Genomic DNA, 22234 nt, shown 5'->3' on the forward strand with positions numbered 1-22234 from the left:
GGATCACCTGCGCTTCGGGAGCTGCACCACCAGGTGGTCGGTGCGCCACACCCTGCCGTCCGGGTCGGTCTGCTGGACCCGCCAGCGGCCCACGAGATCCGGCGGCGTCGGCAGTCGCTCCATGCTGCGGCCCGCAAGGCACATCCGCTCATACGCTTCCGGCCAGCCCGACGCGTCACGCACGCCCAGCGTCACGGCGATGCCGTGAAGGCTGTCCGAGACGCGGTAGTCGTCGATCTGCTCCTGGATTCCCTGGTTGTGAGCCGCGCCGCGCCAGATCTTGGTCTCGATCAGGGCGTGGCCGTCGAGGCCGGGCCGCGTCAGGCGCACCTTCACGTCGGTGAAACCCGCCACCTGAATGGCCTCGCGTTCCGTCTCCCATCCGAGGACAGCCAGCACCGCCGCGATGAAGGAGCTGAACACCTGCTCTTCCAGCAGCCCGGATTTGCCGTGAAAATCGCGCCCGACACGCCGCAGGTTCGCCAGCGCCGCGCAGACGTCCTGGATCAGACGATCGATAGGGTCGCCCGAACTCGCCGGGAGCTCCGGCAGGTTCAAGATCGAGGCGATGGGCCAGGCTGCTGCGGGGTCGGCGAGCATTGAGCCCTCGACCCTCACCAGACCGGCCGCGCGCAGGAGCTTCAGCGCCTGCTCCGGATCGATGGAGACGTGCTCGCCGGCCTGCAAGGCGCACGCATCACGGAGCCGCTGCATCGGGACCGAGCCGGCGTGCTCGCGCACGACCTTCAGCACGCGCCAGGGAGCATCGAGCCGCCCTCGCTGCGAGACAGAGGAGCGCGCCGCGCGAACGAAGCCGTCGTGCCTTTCGCGAAAAACGCCGAAGATCTGCTCCAGCGCCTGTACGGAGGGGCTGGCCGCATCCCACAGGTGCTCCAGGCCGTAGGTCACGAGCACGGGGATGCCCCCGGACATCACGCGAAGAGTCTCCAGGCAGATGTCGTCCAGGGAGCGCCCATCCTCCTGGAAGGACCTCGCGAGCACCGAGATCTCCGCCGGTCCGAACGGGTCGAGCACACACGGTTCGGCGCGGCTCACGATCCCGGATCCCACCTCGCTCTCCAGATAGAAGAGGCCGATCCCGCCCGCGAAGACGAGATCGAAGCATGTGCCGTGTTGTTTCCGCGTGACCTCCAGCTTGTTGAACCAGCTCCTTGCAAACGCCCCCCGCTCGCCATCTCCAGCCGTGACGTACTGGTCGGCCTCGTCGAAGAGCACGACCAGCCGCGTCGTGCTGCCATCGAGCACGCGCTCGAGGAGGTCGTCCATTCGCGGCGCCGCGAGATCGCGGATGCCGAGCCTGGCAGCGAGATCGCGCACCGCTCCGGCGACTGTCGACTCCTCGGGCGGCCCCGGGACGAGCAGGACGCGCGTGCCAGGTGCGTCCTGAAGAAGCTGCGCCTGGAGTTGCTGGAGCAGCACGCTCTTCCCCATCCCGCGACCGCCGATGACCTTGACGGCAGCGCCGCGACGGAGGTGCCCCGCGATGGTGGCCACCGGCGCGCCGCGATGCACCGGGTGGCGTGGGGTGTGGTGCTGCCAGTTGTACGGATTGGAGCGGCTCGTCACACGGCCACCTGGGTCCGCGTCGGGAGCAGGTTCTGGACGTACCATGAGAGGTGCATCGGCAACGCCAGCGTCGCATCGTCAAGGAGGCCGAAGTTCCGCAGCGGCCGCGCACCGGGGCCATACGGTCCGCCTGACCGCTTCACAGCCGCGGCGGCATCATGGCTCTCGATAAGATCGAGGAGCAACGCGTAAGCAGCCGGGTACCTCTTCGAGAGCAGCGCGATGATCTCCCGGTCCACCTCGAGCACCACCTGACGTCCCAGGAAGCGCTCGACAGCCCTCTCACAATAAGGGTCCGTCGGCTCCTTCTGCAGGCCCCCCGGGGAGTGCACGCGGATCTCCTCGAGGAGCGCTGAGCCGAACTGTCGGTGCAGCAGCGGGTGCCCGCCGGTCCACGCGCGGGCGAGCTTTGCCGTCTCGTAACCCACGGCGAGGCCCGCGCGGCGCCCCAGCTTGCGGAGCATCTCCGTGTCGTGCGGCGGACGGATCGGCCCGAGCCACAACGGCGTGAGCCCCGCGAGCAAGGGGTTCGGTACCCCATCGAGCTGCGGAACGGACAGGTGCTCGGGGTCACGGCCGATCAGCACGAGCGAGACGACCCCTTGCTGTTGCTGGGACAGCGCGCGCACGAGCCCGAGGAGCCTGGAGATGCCCGGCACCGGGCCGAGGTTGCCCTCGCGCTCGAAGAGGAGATCGTACTCGTCGATCACGAAGCAGAGGCGCATTCCCTCATCCAGAATCGCCTGAGCCGCCGCCTTCAAACCGGCCATGCCCTCCCGTGCCGGAGGCTCGTAGGAAGCGCCGGACGCGCGCATCCTGCGGCCCAGCGCCGCGAGCATATCGTCCGCGACACCGTCGACGGTCGGCAGATCGAGCCCCTGCGCATCGACCCAGAGGACGCACGCCTGGGACACATCCTGCTCTGCGTCGGCCGTCTTGATTCCGCTCGCCGGATCGAGCCAATCGGTGACCGCGCGAACCAGCGAGGTCTTGCCCGACTTGCGCAGCCCAAACACGCCGACGGCGTCGCCGCGCAGGACGCGCGTGCGGAGGTCCTTCACCTCCGCATCCCGGCCCATGAGCTGGTGCCCTCGGACTGGATCACGTTCTTCGAAGACGTCGTACGCGGGCAGGCACTGACAGAGCACCTCGGAGAGCGGCGGCCAGAACCGATCCTCGTTCCACACCCACGCCACGCGCTGATCCCGGCCGGGCATCCGCTCGAGGCGCTCCTGGAGCGGCCGACCGTCGTCATACGTGTGGCCGTCGTCCGTCACGATGACCAGGTTGCCGTCGAGGCGCAGGCCAGAGCGCACGACCTCGTCGGCGGCGCGCTGGAGATCCCTCGACTGGACCTCGCCCTGGACGGCGACGAACAGCAGCTCGGGGGCCAGCCCGAAGCCTTCCTGGATGTGCTGCGGCGGCTTCGCTCGGAGCAGCCAGCTCGACGGCCCAACCGGGCGAGCATGGGTCAGCTCGAAGCCGTCCTTTTCGAGCACCTCGAGCATCACGGCGCCGAAGTGGATCTCGTCGTCGAAACGGCGCAGGAGGTGCTCGAGGGTCTTCGTACCGCGGCCGTTCATGCGGAGAGTCTCGCATACCGCACCCGGTTCGTCATGAAGCCGGCAGGCGGACACACGGGATGTCAATGCTGCCGTCGATCGCCGCTGCATCCGGCAGCGCTTCCGTCCGCCCCTGGCGGGTCTCCGCGGCCCTTCCCCGAACCCCTGCCGGGTCTCCGCGGCCCTTCCCCGAACCCCTGCCGGCTCTCCGCCGCCCTTCCCCGAACCCCTGCCGGCTCTCCGCAGCCCTTCCCCGAACCTCTGCCGGCTCTCCGCGGCCCTTCCCCGAACCCCTGCCGGCTCTCCGCCGCCCTTCCCCGAACCCCTGCCGGGTCTCCGCAGCCCTTCCCGGAGCCTCTGCCGGGTCTCCGCGGCCCTTCCCCGAACCCCTGCCGGGTCTCCGCAGCCCTTGCCCGAGCCGCTGCCGGTGACCGGCAGCACGTCCTGCCCTCGTTGCCGTCGCGCTTGCGGCGCGTTCTCGGACGGAACCGCGCCTTCTCGTGACGTTCTGCTATCCTCCGCCGCCGTGATTGTGGACCAGCCCCCCACACCTGCCCCTCACGAGGCTCCGGAGGACCGGGCCACGTTCGGGCTCTCCGCCTTCGATCCTCGCCCGAGCCTCATGGCGCCTTCCATCGCGCCGGCCGCCTCGGCGGCGCCGCACGTCTCGGTGGTCGTCCCGGGGCTGAACGAGGCGGAGAGCCTGACGGAGCTCGCCCAGCGGGTGGATCAGGCCTTGAAGGGGCGCTTCTCCTACGAGCTCATCTTCGTGGACGACGGCAGCACGGACGACAGCTGGGGCGTCATCTCCAGGATCCGCGCGGAGAACCCGGTCGTGAAGGGGATCCGGCTGCGGAAGAACTTCGGCAAGGCGACGGCGCTCACGGCCGGGTTCCGCAAGGCGAGGGGCGCCGTGGTCGTCACGATGGATGCCGATCTCCAGGACGACCCGGCCGATCTGCCGAGCTTCATCGCCAAGGTCGAGGAGGGCCTCGACGTCGTGGTGGGCTGGAAGGTCAACCGCCTCGACCCGGCCAATCGCCTCGTCCTGTCCCGGATCTTCAACGGGACCGTCCGCGCGGTCACGGGCGTGAAGCTCCATGACATGAACTGTGGCTTCAAGGCCTACCGTCGCGAGGTGCTGCGCACCATCCCGATCTACGGAGATCTCTTCCGGTACATCCCGGCGCTCGCCGCCTGGCAAGGCTTCCGCGTCACGGAGATCCCGGTGCGCCACCACGCCCGCAAGTACGGCGCCTCGCGCTACGGCCTGGAGCGCATCCTGCGCGGCTTCTTCGACCTGCTCAGCGTCATGTTCCTCACGCGCTACTCGAAGAAGCCGATGCACCTCTTCGGCCTCATCGGCCTGGTCTTCGCTGCGACCGGCGTGACCATCAACGCGTATTTGACGTTCCTCTGGCTGCTCGGTCACAAGATCGGAGACCGGCCGCTGCTCCTGCTCGGCGTGCTGATGATCCTCCTCGGCATCCAGTTCTTCTCGATGGGCTTCATCGGCGAGTTCCTCACCTTCCAGATGCAGCAGCGCCACCTGGCAGACGAGCCGCCCATCCGCGAAGAGTTCGAGTGATCTCCGAGCCTCGCCGCGATCGGCCCTGGGCCCCCGCGTCCGGGCGCCTCCCCTCTCTTCAGGCCCGCTGCTCCGCGGCGCCGCGCTGAGCGCGCGGCCGGGGTTCACCGTCGTGAGCCGCACCGCCCTGCGCGCCTTCGTCCGCCTGATTGGCCCGCTCTTGCTCGTCCTCGTGGTCGCGCGCATGGACGACCGGGACGCGGTGCTCGGCGCGGTCGTGTCGGCCTCGGCTGGCCCGCTCGCGCTCGCGGCGGCGCTGAACGTCCTCAACATCCACCTCAAGGTGGTCCGCTGGGACGCGCTGCTGCGCGCCCGGGGCATCGTCTATCCGCTTCGGCGTGCGTGGAGCGCCTACGCGACGTCGCTCTACGTTGGCATGCTGACCCCCGGGCGGGTCGGCGACCTGCTCCGGATCCGCTACCTGCGCCACGACCTCGGCGTGCCTTACGCGGAGGGGCTCGCCACCGTCGTGATGGACAGGCTGTGCGATCTCTACGTGCTCGCCGCGTTCGTCGCGGTCGGCGTCGCCCGTTACAGCGCGGTGATCGCCGGCCGCCTGGCCTGGCTGACGTGGGGTGGAATCGCCCTCACGGTCCTGGCGCCCCTCGTGCTGCTCATCCCCGGGCTGGCCGAGCGGCTGCTGCTCGCCTTCTCGCGCAAGCTCGCGAAGGATCCGTCGGAGAGCGCGGAGCCCGGCGCGGCGAGCCGCTTCCTGGTCGCGCTGCGCGCTCATGTCGGGCGCGGGCTCCTCTTCACGCTCCCGGTCACGATGGCGACGTTCGTCGTCAACTTCGCGCAGGGCTACCTCATCGCGCGCGCCCTCGGCGTACCGCTCGCGCTCCTCGACGTCACCTGCTTGCTCGCCATCGCGAACCTGCTCGGTCTCTTGCCGATCTCGATCGCCGGCGTGGGTGTCCGCGAGCTCTTCTTCTCCCTCGTGTTCCCTTCGCTCGGCTTCACCGCCGAGCACGGCGTGAGCTTCGGCCTGCTGGTCTTCGCCGTCGTCTACCTCAACGTCGTCGCCGTCGGCTTCGTGAGCTGGCAGCTGGCCCCCCCGCCCACCTCCCCGGCCCCATCCACCTCCCGATCCAGCTAGCGCCCCGAGCTCCTCCGTCGCCCGCAGGGGCGAGCGCGAGCGACGATCTCCCTCGATGGACTCAGAGCGAGATCGGGGTCGTGAGCCGGAGAGGCTCCCCCTCGAAGGCCGGCACCCGCGCCGCGGCGCCTTGGAACGCGTCGACCACGCACGCGCCGACCTCGGTCCCGGCGAAGGGCGCCCCGTCCAGCGCCACGTGGGCCTCGCCGCTCGGCGCGAAGGTCACGGTCACGCTCCCCTCCCCGCTCGGCCCGCCCGGCTGCCAGCAGCGCTTCGCCCGGACACGGCCGTGCTCGAGCGCCGCGCCCGCGGCCTTGCTCACCCGGACGCGCGCCCCGTCGACCCGGCTCGACCAGGCGTCGTACCCCTCTTGAGAGCGCAGCGACACCTCGGCGGAGAGGGGGTACGCCCCGCCGCGCTGCAGGCAGTGCGAGGGGCGCACCATCGCGTAGCCCGTCGCGGTGGCGAAGCTGCACACCGCGAGCGCCACCAGCAGGGCCCGCTGCCCACCGCCCCGGCCGAGCGGCCCGTCGGGCGGCCCGTCATCGTCCGATCCGCCACGCAACCGCTCGACCTCCGCACGGATCTCCGCGATCTCCGCGTCCCGGGCGGCGAGCGCCGCATCCCGCTCCTTCAGCTTGGCTTCGAGGGTTTCGATGCGCGCGCGAGCCGCATCGAGATGATCCCGGTAGTGCGACATGGCGCCATTCTACCGCGGGCCGCGCGTGGCGCCCTGCCCTTCCCGCGCCCTCGCGTCGTTACACGTCCTTCCGCGTCCTTCCGCGTCCTTTCGCGATGTTCCCCCCGCTCCTTGACAGCGGGGGGTGGGGTCAAGTAGCCGAGGACCCGCCTCACCTATGCTAGAGAACCACCGCACCAGGCTGAACAACGCGCTCGCCAAGCTCGACGGCGCCCTCGAGCGGCTCGCGCGCGCCGCGTTGACCCTGGCGCCGTGGCCGATCCTCTACGGCATGAGCATCGCCGTGACGGCCTGGGTCTTCACCCACCCGAGCCGGCACGCGCAGCTCGACACGAACAAGCTGACCGAGGTGGAGCGCCGCTGGATGGCCGGCGGCGCCGCCGCCGCCATCGTGGGGGTCGCGCTCGCCTACTTCCTCGTGATGCTGGTGCGGCGTGCCCGCGCCCGCTCGTGGGACTTCGTGAGCACCGTGGGCCGCCTCAACCGCGCCCTGATCCCCCTGCTCGCGCTCCCGTTCGTCGCCGCGCTCAAGCTCCCGAACATCGAGAAGGACAGCCCGAAGAGCACGATCTTCTTCGCCGCCCTCGCCGCCCTGGCCACGGGCGCCGGCGCCTACGCCTGGGGCCGCCGCGCGCGGTTCTCGCCCGGGCTCGACGATGCGTCCGAGCTCGACGGCGCGCCCGCCCGCGGAGGCCGCGCCGCGCGGTGGCTCCCGCCGCTGGCCCTGCTCGCGATGTGGACGGGCTACACGCTCTTCTTCTCCCGGCTCGCGATCACCAACCACCACGCGCTGCACACCAGGACGCCCGACCTCGGCTACTACGACAACATCTTCTACCAGACGATCCACGGACGGCCGCTCGGCTGCTCCTGGCTCAAGGCCGGTTACCACGGCTCCGCGCACTTCGACCCGATCCTCATCCTGCTCTCGCCGCTCTACCTGATCTACCCGAGGGCGGAGTTCCTCCTCATCCTCCAGTCCGCGTGGCTCGGCGCCGGCGTCGTGCCCGTGTACCTGCTCGCGCGCGACAAGCTCGCTCACCGCGGCAAGGCGCTCCTGCTCGCCGCGGTGTGGGCCATCTATCCGGCCCTGCACGGCGCGAACATGTACGAGTTCCACTCGCTCGCGCTGATCTCGCCGCTCGTCGTCTGGCTCCTCTACTTCTACGAGACCGGCAGGGACAGGCTGTACTGGGTCACCCTCGCCGTGCTGCTGCTCTGCCGGGAGGACGTCTCCCTGCTGATGTGCTTCATCGGCCTCTACGCCATCTTCGACCGGCGCTCCGTCGGCAGATCGCGCCTCGGCTGGGTGACCATCGCGACGAGCCTCGTCTACTTCGTCATCGTGAAGCTGTTCTTCATGACGTCGTCGGGCATCATCATGTCCGGCAAGGACGCCTATTCGTTCGCCTATTACTACGAGGAGCTCATGCCGAACCGGAGCGGGCTCGGCGGCATGCTCGTCTCCCTCCTCACGAACCCTGTCTTCGCGCTCAAGGTCCTGCTGGAGGAGCCGAAGATCATCTTCCTGCTCCAGCTCTTCGTCCCCCTCTGCTTCCTGCCCTTCCTCGCCAAGCCCGGGCGCTGGATGCTCGCCTACGGGCTCCTGTTCTGCCTGCTCGCCTCGCGCGACGCGGTGTTCTCGATCCACTTCCAGTACTCGTCGATCCTCTTCCCCATCGCCTTCGCGCTGACGCCGATCGCGCTCAAGCGGATCGAGGGCTCCGGGCCGGCCGCGTACTACGGGCTCGACGGGCGGCGCCTGTCGCGCGCGCTGCTCGCCGCCATGGTCGTGGCGGCCGCGCTGATGTCGTGGAAGTTCGGCGGCCTCGTCGAGAACGCGTCGTTCAGGGGCGGCTTCTCCCGCGTGGCGCGCAAGCTGACGCCCGACCAGGAGGCGACCTACGCCTGGGTCCGGAAGCAGGTGGAGGCGATCCCGAAGAGCGCCATCGTCGGCGCGACGAGCAAGATGGGACCGCACGTGTCGAACCGGAAGGAGGCCTATTTCTATCCGGGCGAGCGCGCCGCGACCGTCCAGTACGTGCTGCTCGACGAGGGGGAGCTCAAGGGCAAGGACCTGGAGCGCCACAACGCGGCGGTGAAGCGCGGCGAGCTCGAGGAGCTCAGCCGGCTGAAGAAGCTGGCGCTGTTCAAGCGGGTGAAGCCCCCGTCGAAGGCGCAGCCGCCGGCCCCGGCGGCCTCCGACGAGCCCCCTACCGGAGACCCGCCTCCGGAGCTACGAAAGCGGGACCGAAAGGGCGGCGCCGCGCCGCCTGCGCCCTCCACCACCGCGGAGCAAGATGAAGACCCTCCTCCTGGCCCATGACTTCAACGCGACCTCCGAGATCGCCCTCGACACGGCGATCGAGCTCGCCCGCAAGCTGTCCGCGAAGATCGTCGTCGCGCACGTGTACAGCGTGCCCGTCTACAGCTTCCCGGAAGGCTCGTCCCTGATCCCCTCGGCCGAGGACGCCGCCCGCATCGGCGATGCGGCGCAGCGGAGCCTCGATCAGGTGCTCGAGCGCCGGCGCGCCACGCCCGGCGTCGAGATCTCGGGCGTGCTGCGCGCCGGCGTCCCCGACGAGGAGATCTGCCGCCTCGCGGACGAGATCGGCGCCGACATGATCGTGATCGGGACCCACGCGCGCGGCGTCGTTGCGCGGGCGCTGCTCGGCAGCGTGGCGCAGCGGGTGGTGAGATCGGCCAAGGTCCCGGTCCTGTCGATACGCGGACCACAACCGGCCTGATGTAGGTGACATCACGAAACGATGGGATCCGGTGTCCGGCGCCGCCAGATCGGGCGTTAGAAATTTCCCGACTTCCTGTCAAATGCGTCCTGCCGCGACCACGAAACCTCGTTGAAACATCGGGCACGTTACCCCGGTGCCATGAAGATCGACACTGGGGATACGGCCTGGCTCCTCGCATCGACAGCCCTCGTCCTTTTCATGACGCCGGGCCTCGCCCTGTTCTACGGCGGCATGGTGCGCCGCAAGAACGTGCTCGCGACGCTCATGCACTCGTTCGCCGCGCTCGCGGTGATCTCGGTGCAGTGGGTGGCCGTCGGGTACTCGCTCGCGTTCGGGACCTCGCACGGTGGGCTCATCGGCGGGTTCGACTTTGTCGGTCTGCACGGGATCGCGACGGTGGAGCGCGGCACGGTGCCGCACATCGCGTTCGCGGCGTTCCAGATGATGTTCGCGGTGATCACGCCCGCGCTCATCGCGGGGGCGTTCGCCGAGCGGATGCGGTTCTCGGCGTACCTGGTCTTCATCCTGCTCTGGTCCACGCTCGTCTATGACCCGGTGGCGCACTGGGTGTGGGCGGAGAAGGGCTGGCTCTTCGAGATGGGCGCGCTCGACTTCGCGGGCGGCACCGTGGTTCACCTCGCGGCGGGCGTCTCGGCGCTGATCTGTGCGCTCGTGCTGGGCAAGCGCACGGGATATCCGCACGAGCGGCACGTGCCGCACAACCTGACGATGACCCTGACGGGCACGGGCATCCTGTGGTTCGGGTGGTTCGGCTTCAACGCCGGCAGCGCGCTGACGTCGGGCGGGCTCGCGGCGCTGGCGCTGCTCGACACGCACCTCGCGGCGGCGGCGGGCGGCGCGGCGTGGCTCCTCGTCGAGTGGGCGCAGCGAGGCAAGCCGACCGCGCTCGGCGTGGCGTCCGGCATCGTGGCCGGGCTCGTCGGGATCACGCCCGCGGCCGGGTTCGTGGCGCCGTGGGCCGCCGTCGTGATCGGCCTGCTCGCGGGCGTCGTCTGCTACTTCGCGGTCGTCTCGAAGGAGCGCCTGCGCTACGACGACTCGCTCGACGCGTTCGGCGTGCACGGCGTGGGCGGCCTCCTCGGCGCGGTCCTCACCGGCGTCTTCGCCGAGAAGGCCCTGAACGAGGGCGGCCGCGACGGCGTGATCGCCGGCAACCCGGGGCAGCTGGTCCCGCAGCTGGTCGGCATCGCGGCCGTCGGGCTGTACGCCGCGATCGTGACCTTCGTGCTCCTCAAGCTGGTCGACAAGCTGATCGGCCTGCGCGTGCCCGAGAGCGACGAGCGCGAGGGCCTCGACGCCACCGAGCACGGCGAGACCGGCTACGCGCTGTAGCGACACAGAGGGGGGCAGCCACAGACCCAGGTCGGCGAGGGCTCCCCGCCGCGCTCGCCCTCCCGGTGGAGAGGGAACCGCGCGGCCAGGGGCGCCGTCGCTGTTGCCTCCCCCGGGGCGCACCGCTAGAGCGACAGACGGTTCGAACCGAAAGGCGCCGAGAGCGCCAGGAGAGCTCGACGATCTCCTGGCGCTCCCGGCGCCCTGACGGTTTCTACGCTCGAACCGAACGGTGCTCCATCTTGCGCCGAACCTTCCCCCCTGGGCGCGCGCCGCGAGCGAGCGCCCCGTCATCACGGAGCAGACAGGCATGAGCGGCCATTCGAAGTGGGCCACCATCAAGCGCAAGAAGGGCGCGCTCGACGCGAAGCGCGGCAAGCTCTTCACGAAGCTCATCAAGGAGATCACCGTCGCCTCGCGCATGGGCGGCGGAGACCCGAACGGCAACCCGCGCCTCCGCAAGGCGATCAACGACGCCAAGGGCCAGGCGATGCCCGCCGACACGATCAAGCGCGCCATCCAGCGCGGCACCGGCGAGCTCGAGGGCGCGAACTACGAGGAGATCCTCTACGAAGGGACAGGGCCCGGCGGGACGCTGTTCCTCTGCGAGGCGATGACCGACAACCGGAACCGCACCGTCGCCGAGATCCGGAAGATCTTCGAGAAGAACAACGGGCAGCTCGGCGCCGGCGGCTCCGCGCAGTGGGCCTTCGAGAGGAAGGGGATCATCCTCCTCGCGAAGGACGCGGCGACGGAGGATCAGCTGATGGACACCGCCGTGGGCGCGGGCGCCGACGACTACAGCGACCAGGGAGAGGAGTGGCAGGTGCTCTCCAGCGTCGACGTGATGGACACCGTCGTGAAGGCCCTCGAGGACGCGAAGATCGCGGTGAAGTCGAACTCCGCGGGCTACGTCCCCAAGAACAAGAAAGAGGTCGCGGGCCGCGACGCCGAGGTCTGCCTGAACCTCGTCGATTCGCTCGACGACCACGACGACGTGCAGAACGTCTACGCCGACTTCGACGTCCCCGACGAGGAGCTCGCGAAGCTCGAGGGCTGAGCCCGCGGCAGGCGCGGGCGCGTCACGGCCGCCAGATCGGGAAGCTCACGATCGCCCACGAGAAGAACGCGTGGGCGAAGACCGCCGGCGCCAGGCGCCCGGTCCGGTGCACCACGCGACCCCACACGATCGAGCAGCCGAAGCCCGCCGCGACGAGCAGCGGGTTCGGCCCGGCCACCGGATCGCCGAGCAGGAAGAGCGTCGGGGCGTGCGCGGCGGCGAACAGCGCGCTCGACAGCAGCCACGCGGCGCCCCGGTCGAGCGGCCCCTCCAGGGCGCGCAGGACGAGCCCGCGCCAGACGATCTCCTCCAGCGCGGCGATGACGAAGACGAGCGCGCCGACGAACACGCGCGCGTCGGCCGAGGGGTCGCCGAGCTGGAGGTACAGGCGAAGGACCCACGCCTCGCGAGGCGAGCCCCGCGGGGCGAGCAGCAGCTGCACCGCCATGGCGAGCCCGTAGAGCCCGGCCGCGACAAGGGCGCCGCGCGCGAGATCGCCGGACAGGGGGCGGAGCGCGGCGCGGAGCTCGCCGCGCCGGCGGAGCCACATCACGGCGATCGCCGCGAGCACGGCGTAGAGCGCGCCGAGCGCCGCGAGCATGGCAGGCGCGCCCGCGCGGCCGGGATCGAACGCGAACGAGACGGCGAGCGCGACACAGGCGGTGACGGACGCGGCGATGAGCGCGGCCTCGCGGCGCGAGGAGCGCGGCGGCTCGCGCGGGTCGATCGCCCGCGGATCGCGCGACGAGGCCGGGGCGGCCGAGCCGGAGGCAGCCGGAGGAGCCGCGGCGGAAGGAGCCGCGGCGCGGTCTTCGCCCGGGATCATCGCGCGCTCGCCTGATTCGTCTGACTCGACCGAGACAATCGCATGACCCGGTCGAGGATGCGGTCCGCGAGCGCCGGCTTGGGCAACACGCCGAGCGCGTCGGCGGCGTCGCGGGTCACGATCGTGGCGCGGTTGTCGTCCCGGCCGAACGAGTCCGCCGCGTGGTTGGCGACGATCATGTCGACGCGCTTGCTGGCGAGCTTGTGCCGCGCATAGGCGATGACCCCCTCGTCCGTGGCGGTCTCGACCGCGAACCCGACGAGCACCGGCGAGCGCGCTCCGTCCGCGCCGGCAGCGCCCGCCAGCCCGGCGCGCGCCGCGCCGATCTCCGCGAGCAGATCGGGGTTCGGCACGAGCGGGAGCGACGCGAGATCGGGCGTCCGCTTCAGCTTGGTCGCGTGCTGCTCGGCCGGGCGGTAGTCGGACACGGCGGCCGTCATGATGAGCGCGTCGGCGCCGCGCAGGTCCTCGCCGAGCGCCTGCCAGAGCGCGCCGCGCATCGAGAGCGCGCCGCGCACGTCGACCCGGCGCGCGCCCGGCGGCGTGGAGAGCGACACGGGGCCGGCGATGAGCGTGACCTGCGCGCCCCGCGCCGCGGCCCGCTCCGCCACGGCGAAGCCCATCTTGCCGGTCGACCGGTTGCCGAGGAAGCGCACGGGATCGAGGTCCTCGAGCGTGGGCCCCGCGGTGACGACGACGCGGAGGCCCGCGAGGTCGCGCGGGGCGAGCCGCGAGAACGCCGCGGCCGCGATCGCCGCCGGCTCGGCCATGCGCCCGAGGCCGCGCTCGCCCGAGGCGACCTCGCCGAAGACCGGGCCGACGAGCTGCACGCGCCCGTCGGCCTCGAGCGTGGCGACGTTCCGCGCCGTCGCGGGGTGAGCCCACATGCGGGGGTGCATCGCCGGCGCGGCGAGCACCGGCCCCCGCGCGCACAGGGCGAGCGCCGTCACGAGGTCGTCGGCGCGCCCCGCGGCGAGGCGGGCGATCACGTCGGCGGTCGCGGGCGCGAGCAGCACGAGATCGGCCTCGGCGGCGAGCGCGACGTGCAGCTCGCCCGCGAAGCCGGGATCCCACATGGTGTCGCGCACCGGCTCGCCGCAGAGCCCGCTCAGCGTCATGGGCCCGAGGAACTGCTGCGCCGCGCGCGTCATGATCGGCAGCACGCGCGCGCCGCCCTGGATCAACAGCCGGGCCACCTCGGCGGCCTTGTACGCGGCGATGCTGCCCGAGACGGCGAGCGCGACGGTCGGCCGCGCGCCTTCGGGGGCTTGGCCAGCGAGAGGAGGAGCGGAGGCCTCGGGGCGAGGTGCGGGAGATGACGGCGTTCGGCCAGACATGGCGCAGGTGCCAGCGTGGGTCGTGGGGTCGGTCCGGGGTCCACCGTGGCACGAAAATCGCCAATCGTACACGGCCACGACAGGGTACACGCTGCGCCGCGGGCGGATGATCCGGGGCCGCGCTGCGCGCAGAGCAGCTCGTGCTGGCGCGCACGTGCGCACGCGCGCTCCACCCCCCCACCGCGCGCGCGCCAACGCGCCGACACGCGCCAACGCGCCCGCGCAGCAAGAAACCCGGCTGATTTTTGGGGCGTGGCAGTGGCATCACCCGCCGGGAGCGCGTAATGGGATGAGCTCCCTCACAGGAACACGACAACGATGGCAAGCACCGTCCTCACCGGCATCAAGCCCACCGGAACGCCGCACCTCGGCAACTTCGTAGGCGCGATCAAGCCGGCGCTCGCGCTCGCAGGGACCGCGTCGAGCGCGCTCTACTTCGTCGCGGACTATCACGCGCTCAACGTCATCCACGACGCGCAGAAGCTCCGGAGCCTCGTCCACGAGGTCGCCGCGACGTGGCTCGCGCTGGGCCTCGATCCCGAGAAGGTCATCTTCTACAGGCAATCCGACGTTCCGGAGATCTTCGAGCTCAGCTGGATCCTCTCCTGCTTCACGGCGAAGGGGCTCATGAACCGCGCCCACGCCTACAAGGCCGCTGTCGCCAAGAACATGGAGTCCCGGGCCGGGGCGTCGAGCGCCGCGGGCGCCGAGGACAGCGACGACGTCGACGCCGGGATCAACATGGGCCTCTATGGCTATCCGGTGCTGATGGCGGCCGACATCCTCCTGTTCAAGACGAATGTCGTGCCGGTGGGCAAGGACCAGGTCCAGCACATCGAGATCGCCCGCGATATCGCGCAGCGCTTCAACGCGATCTACGGCCCGACCCTCGTCCTGCCCGAGGCGCGCATCAGCGCGGAGACGGCGGTGATCCCGGGCCTCGACGGCCGCAAGATGAGCAAGAGCTACGACAACACCATCGCGCTCTTCCTGCCGCCGGAGAAGCTGCGCAAGACGATCTTCAAGTACAAGACCGACTCGTCACCCCCGAGCGAGCCGAAGGATCCGAACACCTCGCCGCTCTTCCACCTCTACCGGGAGTTCGCCACGCCCGAAGAGGCGGAGGCGCTCCGCGGCCGCTACCAGAGCGGCATCGGCTGGGGCGAGGCGAAAGAGGCCGTGTTCGAGGTGCTGAACCGCGCGCTCGAGGAGCCGCGGCGCCGCTACGCCGATCTCATGGCCAACCCGGCCCGCGTCGACGCCCTGCTCCTGGAAGGCGCCCAGCGCGCGCGGGCGCTCGCGGGCCCGACGCTCCACGAGGTGCGCCGGGCGATCGGCGCTCGCTGAAGGCCGCGGCGGAGGACGAGCGGAGCTCACCGAGGCCAGCGCGCGGCGAGCTCCGCCGAGCCGCCGCCGCCGGCTCCGTTCGAGGCCGCCCGCTCAGCCGTCGTCGCTCGTCGTCGTCGTCTTCTTCTTCTGGTTCTGGTTCTGGCGTCGCTTCTTGCCCTTGCCGCCCTTCGCCTCGTCCCCCGCGGGGTCCCGCTGGCCACGCGCTTCCGGCGCTGCCGCGCCCGTGACGGCGATCCCCTCTGCGGGCGGCGCGTCCTCGCCGCGCGCGCGGCCGCGTTCCCCTTCGGCGCGCGCCTCCCCCTTCGCGCGGAACGTGCCGAACCCCGCGCGCTCGGTCCAGCCGCGCTCGCCCGTGAGCCCGGGCTCGCGGCTCTCGACGGTGCCGCCGCCCGGCTCCGGGCCGGTCACGCCCGGGGTGCGGACGTCCGGCCCCTGCGTCACGACGAGGTACTCGTCCGCCACGTACTCGGGGTGATTGTCGTCGGCCGTCTTGGCCTCGGGGTCGCGCGGGCCGCTCCCGACATGGACGATCTGCGCGGTCGGCGGGTAGCTGTCGCTCCACTTCTCCCGCACCGCGTAGGCGCCGTCGCGGACGAGCCGCGAGCTCGTCGTCTTGAAGCCGGGGATGCCGCGCTGAGCGAGGGCCCGCGTCCCTTCGGGCAGCTTCGGCGTCGGGCGCTCCACCTCCTCGAACGGGACGACCTCGTCGATGCGACGGAAGTACGTGACCGTGAGCTTGCGCGAGGGCCCGAGGATCTCGGCGCGCACGACGCCGCCGGCCACCGTCTCGTGGAGCACGATCGGGAAGTCGAACGGGTTCCGGAAGCGGTAGTTGATCGTCGGGTAGACGACGGTCGCGTCGAGGCCGAGCTTGATGTAGTAGCTCGGGCGGGAGTGCGGGTAGCGCTCGACGATCTCGAGCCCCGCGAAGAACGCGGCGCCGTGGAGCGTGCCCGAGATCTGGCAGGTCCCGCCGCCGAGCCCGTCGACGAGCTCTCCCTGGGCGATGACCGGAGCGACGCGGTACCCGTGCGCCTCGTCGCGCGGGCCGACCGTCTCGTTGAAGTCGAAGATCTCGCCCGGCATGACGACCACGCCGTCGAGCTTGGACGCGGCGAGCCTGAGGTTGTACGTCCTCTCCTTGGATCGCGCGCCGGTCGCGTAGCGCGTCTCGAAGTAGCCGAGCACCTGATCGAACTTGACGTTGCCGAGCTGCTCGGTGACGAGCTTCGGCGCGATCGTCTCGACGCTGGCCTGCGCGGTGTCCTCGCCCGCCCGGAGGGCGGCGTCGATGCGCGCGAGCGTGCCGTAGACGTCCAGCCGATACCCGATCTTCTCGGGCTTGAGCTGCTTCGCCTCGAGGTCGACATACGCGTCGACAGCGGGCGCGTCGAGCTCGACCTTCAGGTCGAGCAGCTTGCTGATCGCCCGCTCGGAGTCGAGGAGGAGCGGGATCGGGATGTCGAGCGGCGCGTCCTCGTCGCGCTTGTCGCCATCGCCGGCCCGCTCGTGCGCGCGGCGGAGCGCGCTCTCGGGGCGGAGCGCCTCGCGCACGAACTCGGCGAGGCGGACCCGGTTGATCTCGACGCCGAGATCGTTGCGGCGGAGCGCGCGCGCGGAGCCGTCGGGGAGCACGATCCGGATCTCCCCGGTGGCGTAGCGGCGCACGAGGTCGAGCGCGTTCGCCACCACGTCGCCGCCCGTCGGCACCGGCACCTGCGCCACGCGGAGGACCGGCGGGGGCTTGGGGCCGTCGTCCGGCGGGGGCGGCAGCACGAGGTAGGTGATGGCCAGACCGCTCGTGACGAAGATCGCCACCAGCGCGGCGAACCGCCAGAGCTCCGGCGAGCGGCGAAGATCCATGCGAGGGGGGCCATCTTGAAAAGCGTTGCCCGAACCGTCAAGCAAACGCGGGCGCGCGGCGCCGCTACGGTGCGGCCCGCGTCACATCGGAGCCGCCGCGCGGCGCCTTCGATGCGGCGCGCGCGGCCCTGAGGAGCGGCTCCTTGATCGAGCCCGCCCCGGGCACGAGCAGGGAGCCCCGCTGGCGCGGCGAGCCGCCGTGCGGCGAGGAGCGCAGGAGGAGCGCGCCCGCGAGCACCACGAGGACCACGAGGCCGACGGTCGCGGGGACGAGCCAGCGCCGCGCGTGGCCCTCGTCGGACGTCGGCGGCGCCGGCCGAGCGCCCTGCGGTGGGCCGGCGCCGCGCTCCGCGCTCGCGTGCCCGGGCTGAGCGGCGGCTTGCGGCGAGCTCTGCCGTGACTGCGGATAGTCGGAGTCGATCGCGCGCTCGCGCGCGATCTGCATGGCCTCCTGGATCGCGGCGCGCCGCCGCTCGCCGCGCGGGCCGAGCATCTGCTGCATCAGCGCGGCGAGCTCATCCGAGGCGGCGACGGGCGTCGCTGGCGACAGCTGATCGATGGACTGGCGCAGCTCGGCCATCGTGGCGAAGCGCTCGTCCCTCGGCTTCGCGAGCATCCTCATGATGATGCGCCCGACGTCCTCCGGGAGCGACGGGACGAGGGTCCGCGGCGGCTCGGCCGCCGCCTTGTCGCAGATGCGGCGCACCGTCGCAGGATCGTTCTCGGCGTGGAAGGGGTGCTTGCCCGTCACGAGCTGATAGAAGACGATCCCGAGCGTGAACACGTCGGTGCGGCGATCGATGGGCTCGCTGCCCGCCTGCTCCGGCGACATGTACGCGTACTTGCCCTTCAGCTGGCCGACCTGGGTTCGCTGCAGGTTCGAGGCGGCCTTGGCGACGCCGAAGTCGAGGATCTTCACCGACCCGTCGTATCCGACCAGGATGTTTTGCGGCGAGACGTCGCGGTGGACGAGGCCGACGGGCTTGCCGTCGCGGCCGCGCAGCTCGTGCGCGGCGTGCAGGCCGAGGGCCGCCTCGGCCACGATGCGGAGCGCGAAGGGGAGCGGCAGGCCGCCGCGCGCCTTGCTCTCGCGGAGAACCAGGTTGAGCGGCTCGCCGTCGATGAGCTCCATCACCTGGTAGAGGACGCCGTCCTCCTCGCCCACATCGATGGTCTCCGCGACGTTCGGGTGATGGATCTGCGAGACCAGCGTGGCCTCGTCGAGGAACATCGCCTCGAAGTCGGGATCGTCGCTCAGCTCGGCGCGCAGCAGCTTGACGGCGACGATCCTGGGGACCTGGCCGCCCGTTCGAGCGGCCCACACCGAGGCCATGCCCCCGAGCGCGATGGGGACGAGGAGCTCATAGCGACCGAGCGTGTGGCCAGCGCGTACTTCTCCCATGGTGCTCACGTGCCGCGTAACCCCGGAGCGAGGCAGCGCCCGCCGGGAATCGAGCCCGCCGAGCGCGGCCCGCCGCGGCCCGCCCACGACGTCGGGTCCGCAAGAAGCGCTCGGTGTGCCAGGTGGTGCTCTTGATCGAAAAACGACCGCGTGCGCCCGGATTGCGACCGGGCGCCTGGTGCTCGGATCGTCGCAGAGAACGCCTTGTCGCTCAACCCGGAACGCCGTTCGGGTCGCAGCGTGATCTTTCACCGATCCATCGCGGAACGGGCCCGGTCGCGCTCAGCGCGTGAGCCCCCGTGCCTTGGAGAGATCGCCGGTGTCCTCCGCCGGCGCGTCTGGCTGCGAGGGCTCGGGAGACGGGATGACCTTGCGCAGCGCTGACAGGTGTCGCTTGGTGACCCCTGTCACCGCCAGGATCTGAGCGTCGGTCGCGCGACGCACTCCTTCCATGGAACCGAGCTCCCGGAGGAGCGCCGTCCTCACTGCGCTGCCAAGCCCTGGGATGTCCTCGATCTCGGACCGGAGGCGCCGCGCCTTGCCGAGCCGCTTGCGTGCGTGGTTTGCGAAGCGGTGCGCCTCGTCGCGCGCGCGCGCCAGGAAGAAGAGGGCGGAGCTCGTGGATCGGAGCGGGATACCGTTCTTCTGGCCAGGCAGGTAGACGCGGTCGACGAGCTTCTCTCCGGTCTGCGTCTCCCGCTCCTTCGCCAGACCGACGATCGGGAGGCCGTGCAGGCCGAGATCGCGCGCGGCCGACAGCGCCACCTGCAGCTGGCCGCGCCCACCATCGACGACGAACAGATCTGGAAGATCCCACTCGCCTCCGCCGGCCTCGGAGCGCCTCGACACATCACCCCCCGAGCCGGCGCTCTCTCGCTCCGCGGCAGCGGACACGGGCGCCCCTTCCGTCTCCGGCGGAGCGTCGCTCGCTGTTGCCAGGCCGATGTCCTCGTCGGCCAGGTCGCCCTCCGTCGCATCGCTCTCGAGCGCGTCGCTCTCCGCCGGATCGCTCTCCATCATGTCGCTCCCGGTGACGCCCTCCATCACGTCGCTCTCGGGCGCGCCTCCGGCGCCGAGGGCGGCGTCGCTGTCTGCGGTGTCTGCGGTGTCTGCGGTGGACGCGGGGCTCGCCTGCCGAGCGGCCTTTCCGCGGCGGAAGCGCCGTGAGAGCACCTCGTACATCGCGGCGTAGTCGTCGCCGTCGGCCACGCTCTTCACGTTGAAGCTGCGGTAGCGCTTCTTGTCCGGCTGACCATCGAGGAGCGCCACGATCGATCCCACCGTGTCGCCGCCGCCGAGATGCGAGATGTCGCAGCACTCGATGCGACGCGGGAGCGTCGGGAGACGAAGGCGCTCCCTGATCTCCTCGAGCCGGGCCTCGAGATCGTCGGAGCTCCGCTGCTTCTCCCGGAACGCGTGAGCCGCGTTCTCGCTCGCCATCTTGAGCAGATCGACGCGGGGCCCGCGCTGAGGCACGAAGAGCGCCACCTTGCGGCCGCGCCGATCGCCGAGCCACTCCGCGACGCCCTCCGCGCCGTCGGGCAACACCGGAACGAGGACCTCATCGGGGATCGTGGTGGACGCGACGCCATAGTACTCGTTCAAGAAGCCGCCGAGCACCTCGTCGTCCGGCAGCTCCATGTTGCGGAGCGAGAAGGACAGCGTGTCTGTCACGCGCCCCCTCCGCACCAAGATCACTTCGACCTCCACGAGCGTCCCCTCGCGGTAGATGCCCACCACGTCTTGATCGACGTCCTTCACGTAGACGACGCGCTGGGCCTCGCGCACGGCCTCGACCGCCCGGAGCTGATCGCGGTAGATGGCGGCGCGCTCGAACTCGAGCTCCCGCGACGCGTCCCGCATTCGCGTGGTGAGCTCCCCCGTGAGCTCGTCGTGGCGCCCTTCGAGGAAGAGCGCGACCGAGCGGACCATCTCCGTATAGAGCTCCCGGTCCACATCCATCACGCAGGGCGCGAGGCAACGCTTGATCTGGTACTGCAGGCAGGGGCGCCGGCGCGACGCCATCTCGGTATCGGAGCAGGTGCGGAGCTGGAAATGCTTGTTGACCAGGTGGAGCGTCCGCCGCGCGCTCGTCGCCGAGTGGTAGGGCCCGAAATAGCGCGCCTTGTCCGGGGCGGGACGGCGGACCGTCTCGAGCATCGGCCACGCCTTCTGCGTGTCGAGCCTGAGGCAAAGGAAGTCCTTGTCGTCACGCAGCTTGACGTTGAACCGCGGCTTGTGCTGCTTGACGAGCTCGTTCTCGAGTACGGCCGCTTCCTTCTCGGTGGCGGTCACCACCGTCTCCAGATCGGCCACGATCTTCCGGAGTATCGGGATGAAGTACCTGGCGTCGCTCCCGCTCTCCTGAAAGTAGCTGCGGACGCGCGAGCGCAGGCTCTTCGCCTTGCCGACGTAGACGACAGCGCCGGCCTTGTCGATGAACAGATAGCAGCCCGGCGTCGTCGGGAGCGACGCGAGCTTGGCGGCGAGGAGGGCTTCGGGATCCTGCTTGGCGCTCGGGTTGACCACGGCCGGAACGATCTAGAAGTCGCGCGCGCCGGCAGCAAGCGCCGCGATCACGGCTGCTCCCGTGGAGAGCGGCCGACGCGGCCCGCGCCGGTTCTCCTTTACATCTAGAAACGCCGTCATGTGACGCGGCGCCGCTCGCCTCGGCGCGACGGGGCAGAACGCCCAGGTCGAGATGTCGGGCGGCGAGCGCCCTGATCACGTGAGCCGCGCAGCGCGCGCGAGCGCCCTGATCACGAGAGCCGCGCGCGCCGCGTGTCGACGCGCGGCTCTCGTGAGGCCACCCGATCACGGCGCGCCGCCGTCACGCGCCGCGCGATCGCCCGTGTAGGAGGCGGCGCTGGCGACTGCGGTGATGGCGCGCCGCGCCCACGTCGAGGCGAGACACGCCCTCGATCTGGCAGTGGGCTCGACGTCAGGATCTTCGCGGGAGGAGGTCTCGGGTGTCGACCGCTCCTGCTTCGTGGCCTGGCGGACGACGGCGTCTTCGCCTCGGTCGCAATCCGGCGCGACTCCCGGTCGCTCCATCGCGCCCAGTCCGTCTGGAGCTTCCTGGCCTTGAGAGAGGTCGCCCGCTGGAGAGCGAGGTTGCCCGTACCGGCCATCGGTGCCCGCTTGTCCCCGCCGTAGCTGCGCTTCGGGCTCTCCCCGCAAGCCACTTTCAGCCCGCCGGGCGCCACGGTGGCGATCGTCTGGGAAGCATCTGGCGGGAATCAGGGAGGAACCTGGGAGGAAGCTCGGAGGAAGCTCGGAGGGGCGATGGCAGGGCTGATGCCCGGTCGGAGCTCCATCGTTACCGCGCACCATCTAATCAGGTTGCCTGAACCCGAAAGGACTTGTATGGTCGTAACACCACCAGCGACTGCCCGTTCGATACCCGGGTCCTGGGGCCAGAAGGCATCGGCGAACTGAGCCTGCGGCGCCACCGGCCCCGTGCCTGGTTCCCGTTCGCTGCCGTCCAGGTGCGCCGCCGCGCCTGGTGTCGGGCGGCCCCCGAGGTGGGAGTGCGCGTCGAACAGCCGAGGAGTGACGAACTGTCCACCAGCGTCCATCACCGCCGCCCCGCTCGGGGGATCGATGTCGCCCTCGGCGGCGACGGTGAGCTTCGCCCCCTCGCACGGGAGCGAGCCGCGGGCGAGCGTCACCCTGGTGCCCAGCACGAGTGTCACCCCCTGAATCAGGATGAGCGGCTGAGCGGGAGCGGCGGCCTCGTGGCCTCCCGCAGGGCGACTTC

Annotated in this window: 15 protein-coding genes; 7 read left to right on the forward strand and 8 right to left on the reverse strand. The window is 70.9% G+C overall.

Annotated features, from left to right (window positions below):
- Nucleotides 1-3: 3 nt before the first annotated feature.
- The gene (locus WMF27_RS36755; RefSeq protein WP_437943343.1) at nt 4-1632 is read right to left on the reverse strand and encodes an AAA family ATPase; all 1629 of its coding nucleotides are present in this window, start codon (nt 1630-1632) and stop codon (nt 4-6) included.
- The gene (locus tag WMF27_RS36760; protein ID WP_437764214.1) at nt 1584-3170 is read right to left on the reverse strand and encodes an AAA family ATPase; all 1587 of its coding nucleotides are present in this window, start codon (nt 3168-3170) and stop codon (nt 1584-1586) included. Before WMF27_RS36760 ends, WMF27_RS36755 begins: the two co-directional genes overlap by 49 nt.
- A 601-nt stretch (nt 3171-3771) precedes the next feature.
- Here WMF27_RS36760 and WMF27_RS36765 point away from each other — a divergent pair.
- Together WMF27_RS36765 and WMF27_RS36770 are read left to right on the forward strand one after the other, a co-directional pair.
- Nucleotides 3772-4737, forward strand: coding sequence for a glycosyltransferase family 2 protein (locus tag WMF27_RS36765; RefSeq protein WP_437748094.1), 966 nt, complete (start codon nt 3772-3774; stop codon nt 4735-4737).
- A gap of 112 nt (nt 4738-4849) precedes the next feature.
- A complete protein-coding gene (locus WMF27_RS36770) occupies nt 4850-5833 on the forward strand; it encodes a lysylphosphatidylglycerol synthase transmembrane domain-containing protein (protein ID WP_437764213.1) in 984 nt (327 codons plus the stop codon).
- 61 nt (nt 5834-5894) lie between these two features.
- Here WMF27_RS36770 and WMF27_RS36775 read toward each other — a convergent pair whose 3' ends face one another.
- On the reverse strand, nt 5895-6533 hold the full coding sequence (locus WMF27_RS36775) for a hypothetical protein (RefSeq protein ID WP_437764212.1): 639 nt from the start codon (nt 6531-6533) through the stop codon (nt 5895-5897).
- Nucleotides 6534-6690: 157 nt separating this feature from the next.
- Between WMF27_RS36775 and WMF27_RS36780 the strand changes: the two genes are divergently transcribed.
- From WMF27_RS36780 to WMF27_RS36795, 4 genes are all read left to right on the forward strand, one after another.
- Nucleotides 6691-8859 carry a DUF2079 domain-containing protein gene (locus tag WMF27_RS36780; RefSeq protein WP_437764211.1) on the forward strand — a complete coding sequence of 723 codons (2169 nt, stop codon included), beginning with the start codon at nt 6691-6693 and terminating at the stop codon, nt 8857-8859.
- Complete coding sequence (locus WMF27_RS36785; protein WP_437764210.1) at nt 8834-9280, forward strand: universal stress protein; 447 nt, start codon at nt 8834-8836, stop codon at nt 9278-9280. Before WMF27_RS36780 ends, WMF27_RS36785 begins: the two co-directional genes overlap by 26 nt.
- A 141-nt stretch (nt 9281-9421) precedes the next feature.
- A complete protein-coding gene (locus WMF27_RS36790) occupies nt 9422-10636 on the forward strand; it encodes an ammonium transporter (protein WP_437764209.1) in 1215 nt (404 codons plus the stop codon).
- 310 nt (nt 10637-10946) lie between these two features.
- Complete coding sequence (locus tag WMF27_RS36795) at nt 10947-11696, forward strand: YebC/PmpR family DNA-binding transcriptional regulator (RefSeq protein WP_437764208.1); 750 nt, start codon at nt 10947-10949, stop codon at nt 11694-11696.
- 22 nt (nt 11697-11718) lie between these two features.
- Here WMF27_RS36795 and WMF27_RS36800 read toward each other — a convergent pair whose 3' ends face one another.
- Together WMF27_RS36800 and coaBC are read right to left on the reverse strand one after the other, a co-directional pair.
- A complete protein-coding gene (locus WMF27_RS36800; RefSeq protein WP_437764207.1) occupies nt 11719-12522 on the reverse strand; it encodes a CPBP family intramembrane glutamic endopeptidase in 804 nt (267 codons plus the stop codon).
- A complete protein-coding gene (gene coaBC, locus WMF27_RS36805) occupies nt 12519-13859 on the reverse strand; it encodes a bifunctional phosphopantothenoylcysteine decarboxylase/phosphopantothenate--cysteine ligase CoaBC (protein ID WP_437764206.1) in 1341 nt (446 codons plus the stop codon). Before coaBC ends, WMF27_RS36800 begins: the two co-directional genes overlap by 4 nt.
- Nucleotides 13860-14177: 318 nt before the next feature.
- On the opposite strand from coaBC, the gene WMF27_RS36810 reads away from it, so the two are divergent.
- Nucleotides 14178-15206: a tryptophan--tRNA ligase gene (locus tag WMF27_RS36810; protein ID WP_437764205.1), complete on the forward strand. Its 1029-nt coding sequence runs from the start codon at nt 14178-14180 to the stop codon at nt 15204-15206.
- 93 nt (nt 15207-15299) lie between these two features.
- On the opposite strand, the gene WMF27_RS36815 is transcribed toward WMF27_RS36810, so the two are convergent.
- The 3 genes from WMF27_RS36815 to uvrC all read right to left on the reverse strand — a co-directional run bounded on the left by WMF27_RS36815 (nt 15300) and on the right by uvrC (nt 21003).
- A complete protein-coding gene (locus WMF27_RS36815; protein WP_437764204.1) occupies nt 15300-17072 on the reverse strand; it encodes a VanW family protein in 1773 nt (590 codons plus the stop codon).
- 64 nt (nt 17073-17136) lie between these two features.
- Complete coding sequence (locus tag WMF27_RS36820) at nt 17137-18474, reverse strand: serine/threonine-protein kinase (RefSeq protein WP_437764203.1); 1338 nt, start codon at nt 18472-18474, stop codon at nt 17137-17139.
- Between the two features lie 282 nt (nt 18475-18756).
- A complete protein-coding gene (gene uvrC / locus WMF27_RS36825) occupies nt 18757-21003 on the reverse strand; it encodes an excinuclease ABC subunit UvrC (protein ID WP_437764202.1) in 2247 nt (748 codons plus the stop codon).
- Nucleotides 21004-22234 lie beyond the last annotated feature (1231 nt).

This window comes from Sorangium sp. So ce281, assembly GCF_051527395.1.
Classification (GTDB): Bacteria; Myxococcota_A; Polyangia; order Polyangiales; family Polyangiaceae; genus Sorangium; species Sorangium cellulosum_B.

Bases quoted from the DNA above. Each gene is read 5' to 3' on its own strand.
- WMF27_RS36815 (WP_437764204.1), bottom strand. From the start codon at position 17,072: ATGGATCTTCGCCGCTCGCCGGAGCTCTGGCGGTTCGCCGCGCTGGTG.
- WMF27_RS36810 (WP_437764205.1), top strand. From the start codon at position 14,178: ATGGCAAGCACCGTCCTCACCGGCATCAAGCCCACCGGAACGCCGCAC.
- WMF27_RS36775 (WP_437764212.1), bottom strand. From the start codon at position 6,533: ATGTCGCACTACCGGGATCATCTCGATGCGGCTCGCGCGCGCATCGAA.
- WMF27_RS36795 (WP_437764208.1), top strand. From the start codon at position 10,947: ATGAGCGGCCATTCGAAGTGGGCCACCATCAAGCGCAAGAAGGGCGCG.
- WMF27_RS36820 (WP_437764203.1), bottom strand. From the start codon at position 18,474: ATGGGAGAAGTACGCGCTGGCCACACGCTCGGTCGCTATGAGCTCCTC.
- WMF27_RS36780 (WP_437764211.1), top strand. From the start codon at position 6,691: ATGCTAGAGAACCACCGCACCAGGCTGAACAACGCGCTCGCCAAGCTC.
- WMF27_RS36760 (WP_437764214.1), bottom strand. From the start codon at position 3,170: ATGAACGGCCGCGGTACGAAGACCCTCGAGCACCTCCTGCGCCGTTTC.
- WMF27_RS36790 (WP_437764209.1), top strand. From the start codon at position 9,422: ATGAAGATCGACACTGGGGATACGGCCTGGCTCCTCGCATCGACAGCC.
- coaBC (WP_437764206.1), bottom strand. From the start codon at position 13,859: ATGTCTGGCCGAACGCCGTCATCTCCCGCACCTCGCCCCGAGGCCTCC.
- WMF27_RS36800 (WP_437764207.1), bottom strand. From the start codon at position 12,522: ATGATCCCGGGCGAAGACCGCGCCGCGGCTCCTTCCGCCGCGGCTCCT.
- WMF27_RS36765 (WP_437748094.1), top strand. From the start codon at position 3,772: ATGGCGCCTTCCATCGCGCCGGCCGCCTCGGCGGCGCCGCACGTCTCG.
- WMF27_RS36755 (WP_437943343.1), bottom strand. From the start codon at position 1,632: ATGGTACGTCCAGAACCTGCTCCCGACGCGGACCCAGGTGGCCGTGTG.
- WMF27_RS36785 (WP_437764210.1), top strand. From the start codon at position 8,834: ATGAAGACCCTCCTCCTGGCCCATGACTTCAACGCGACCTCCGAGATC.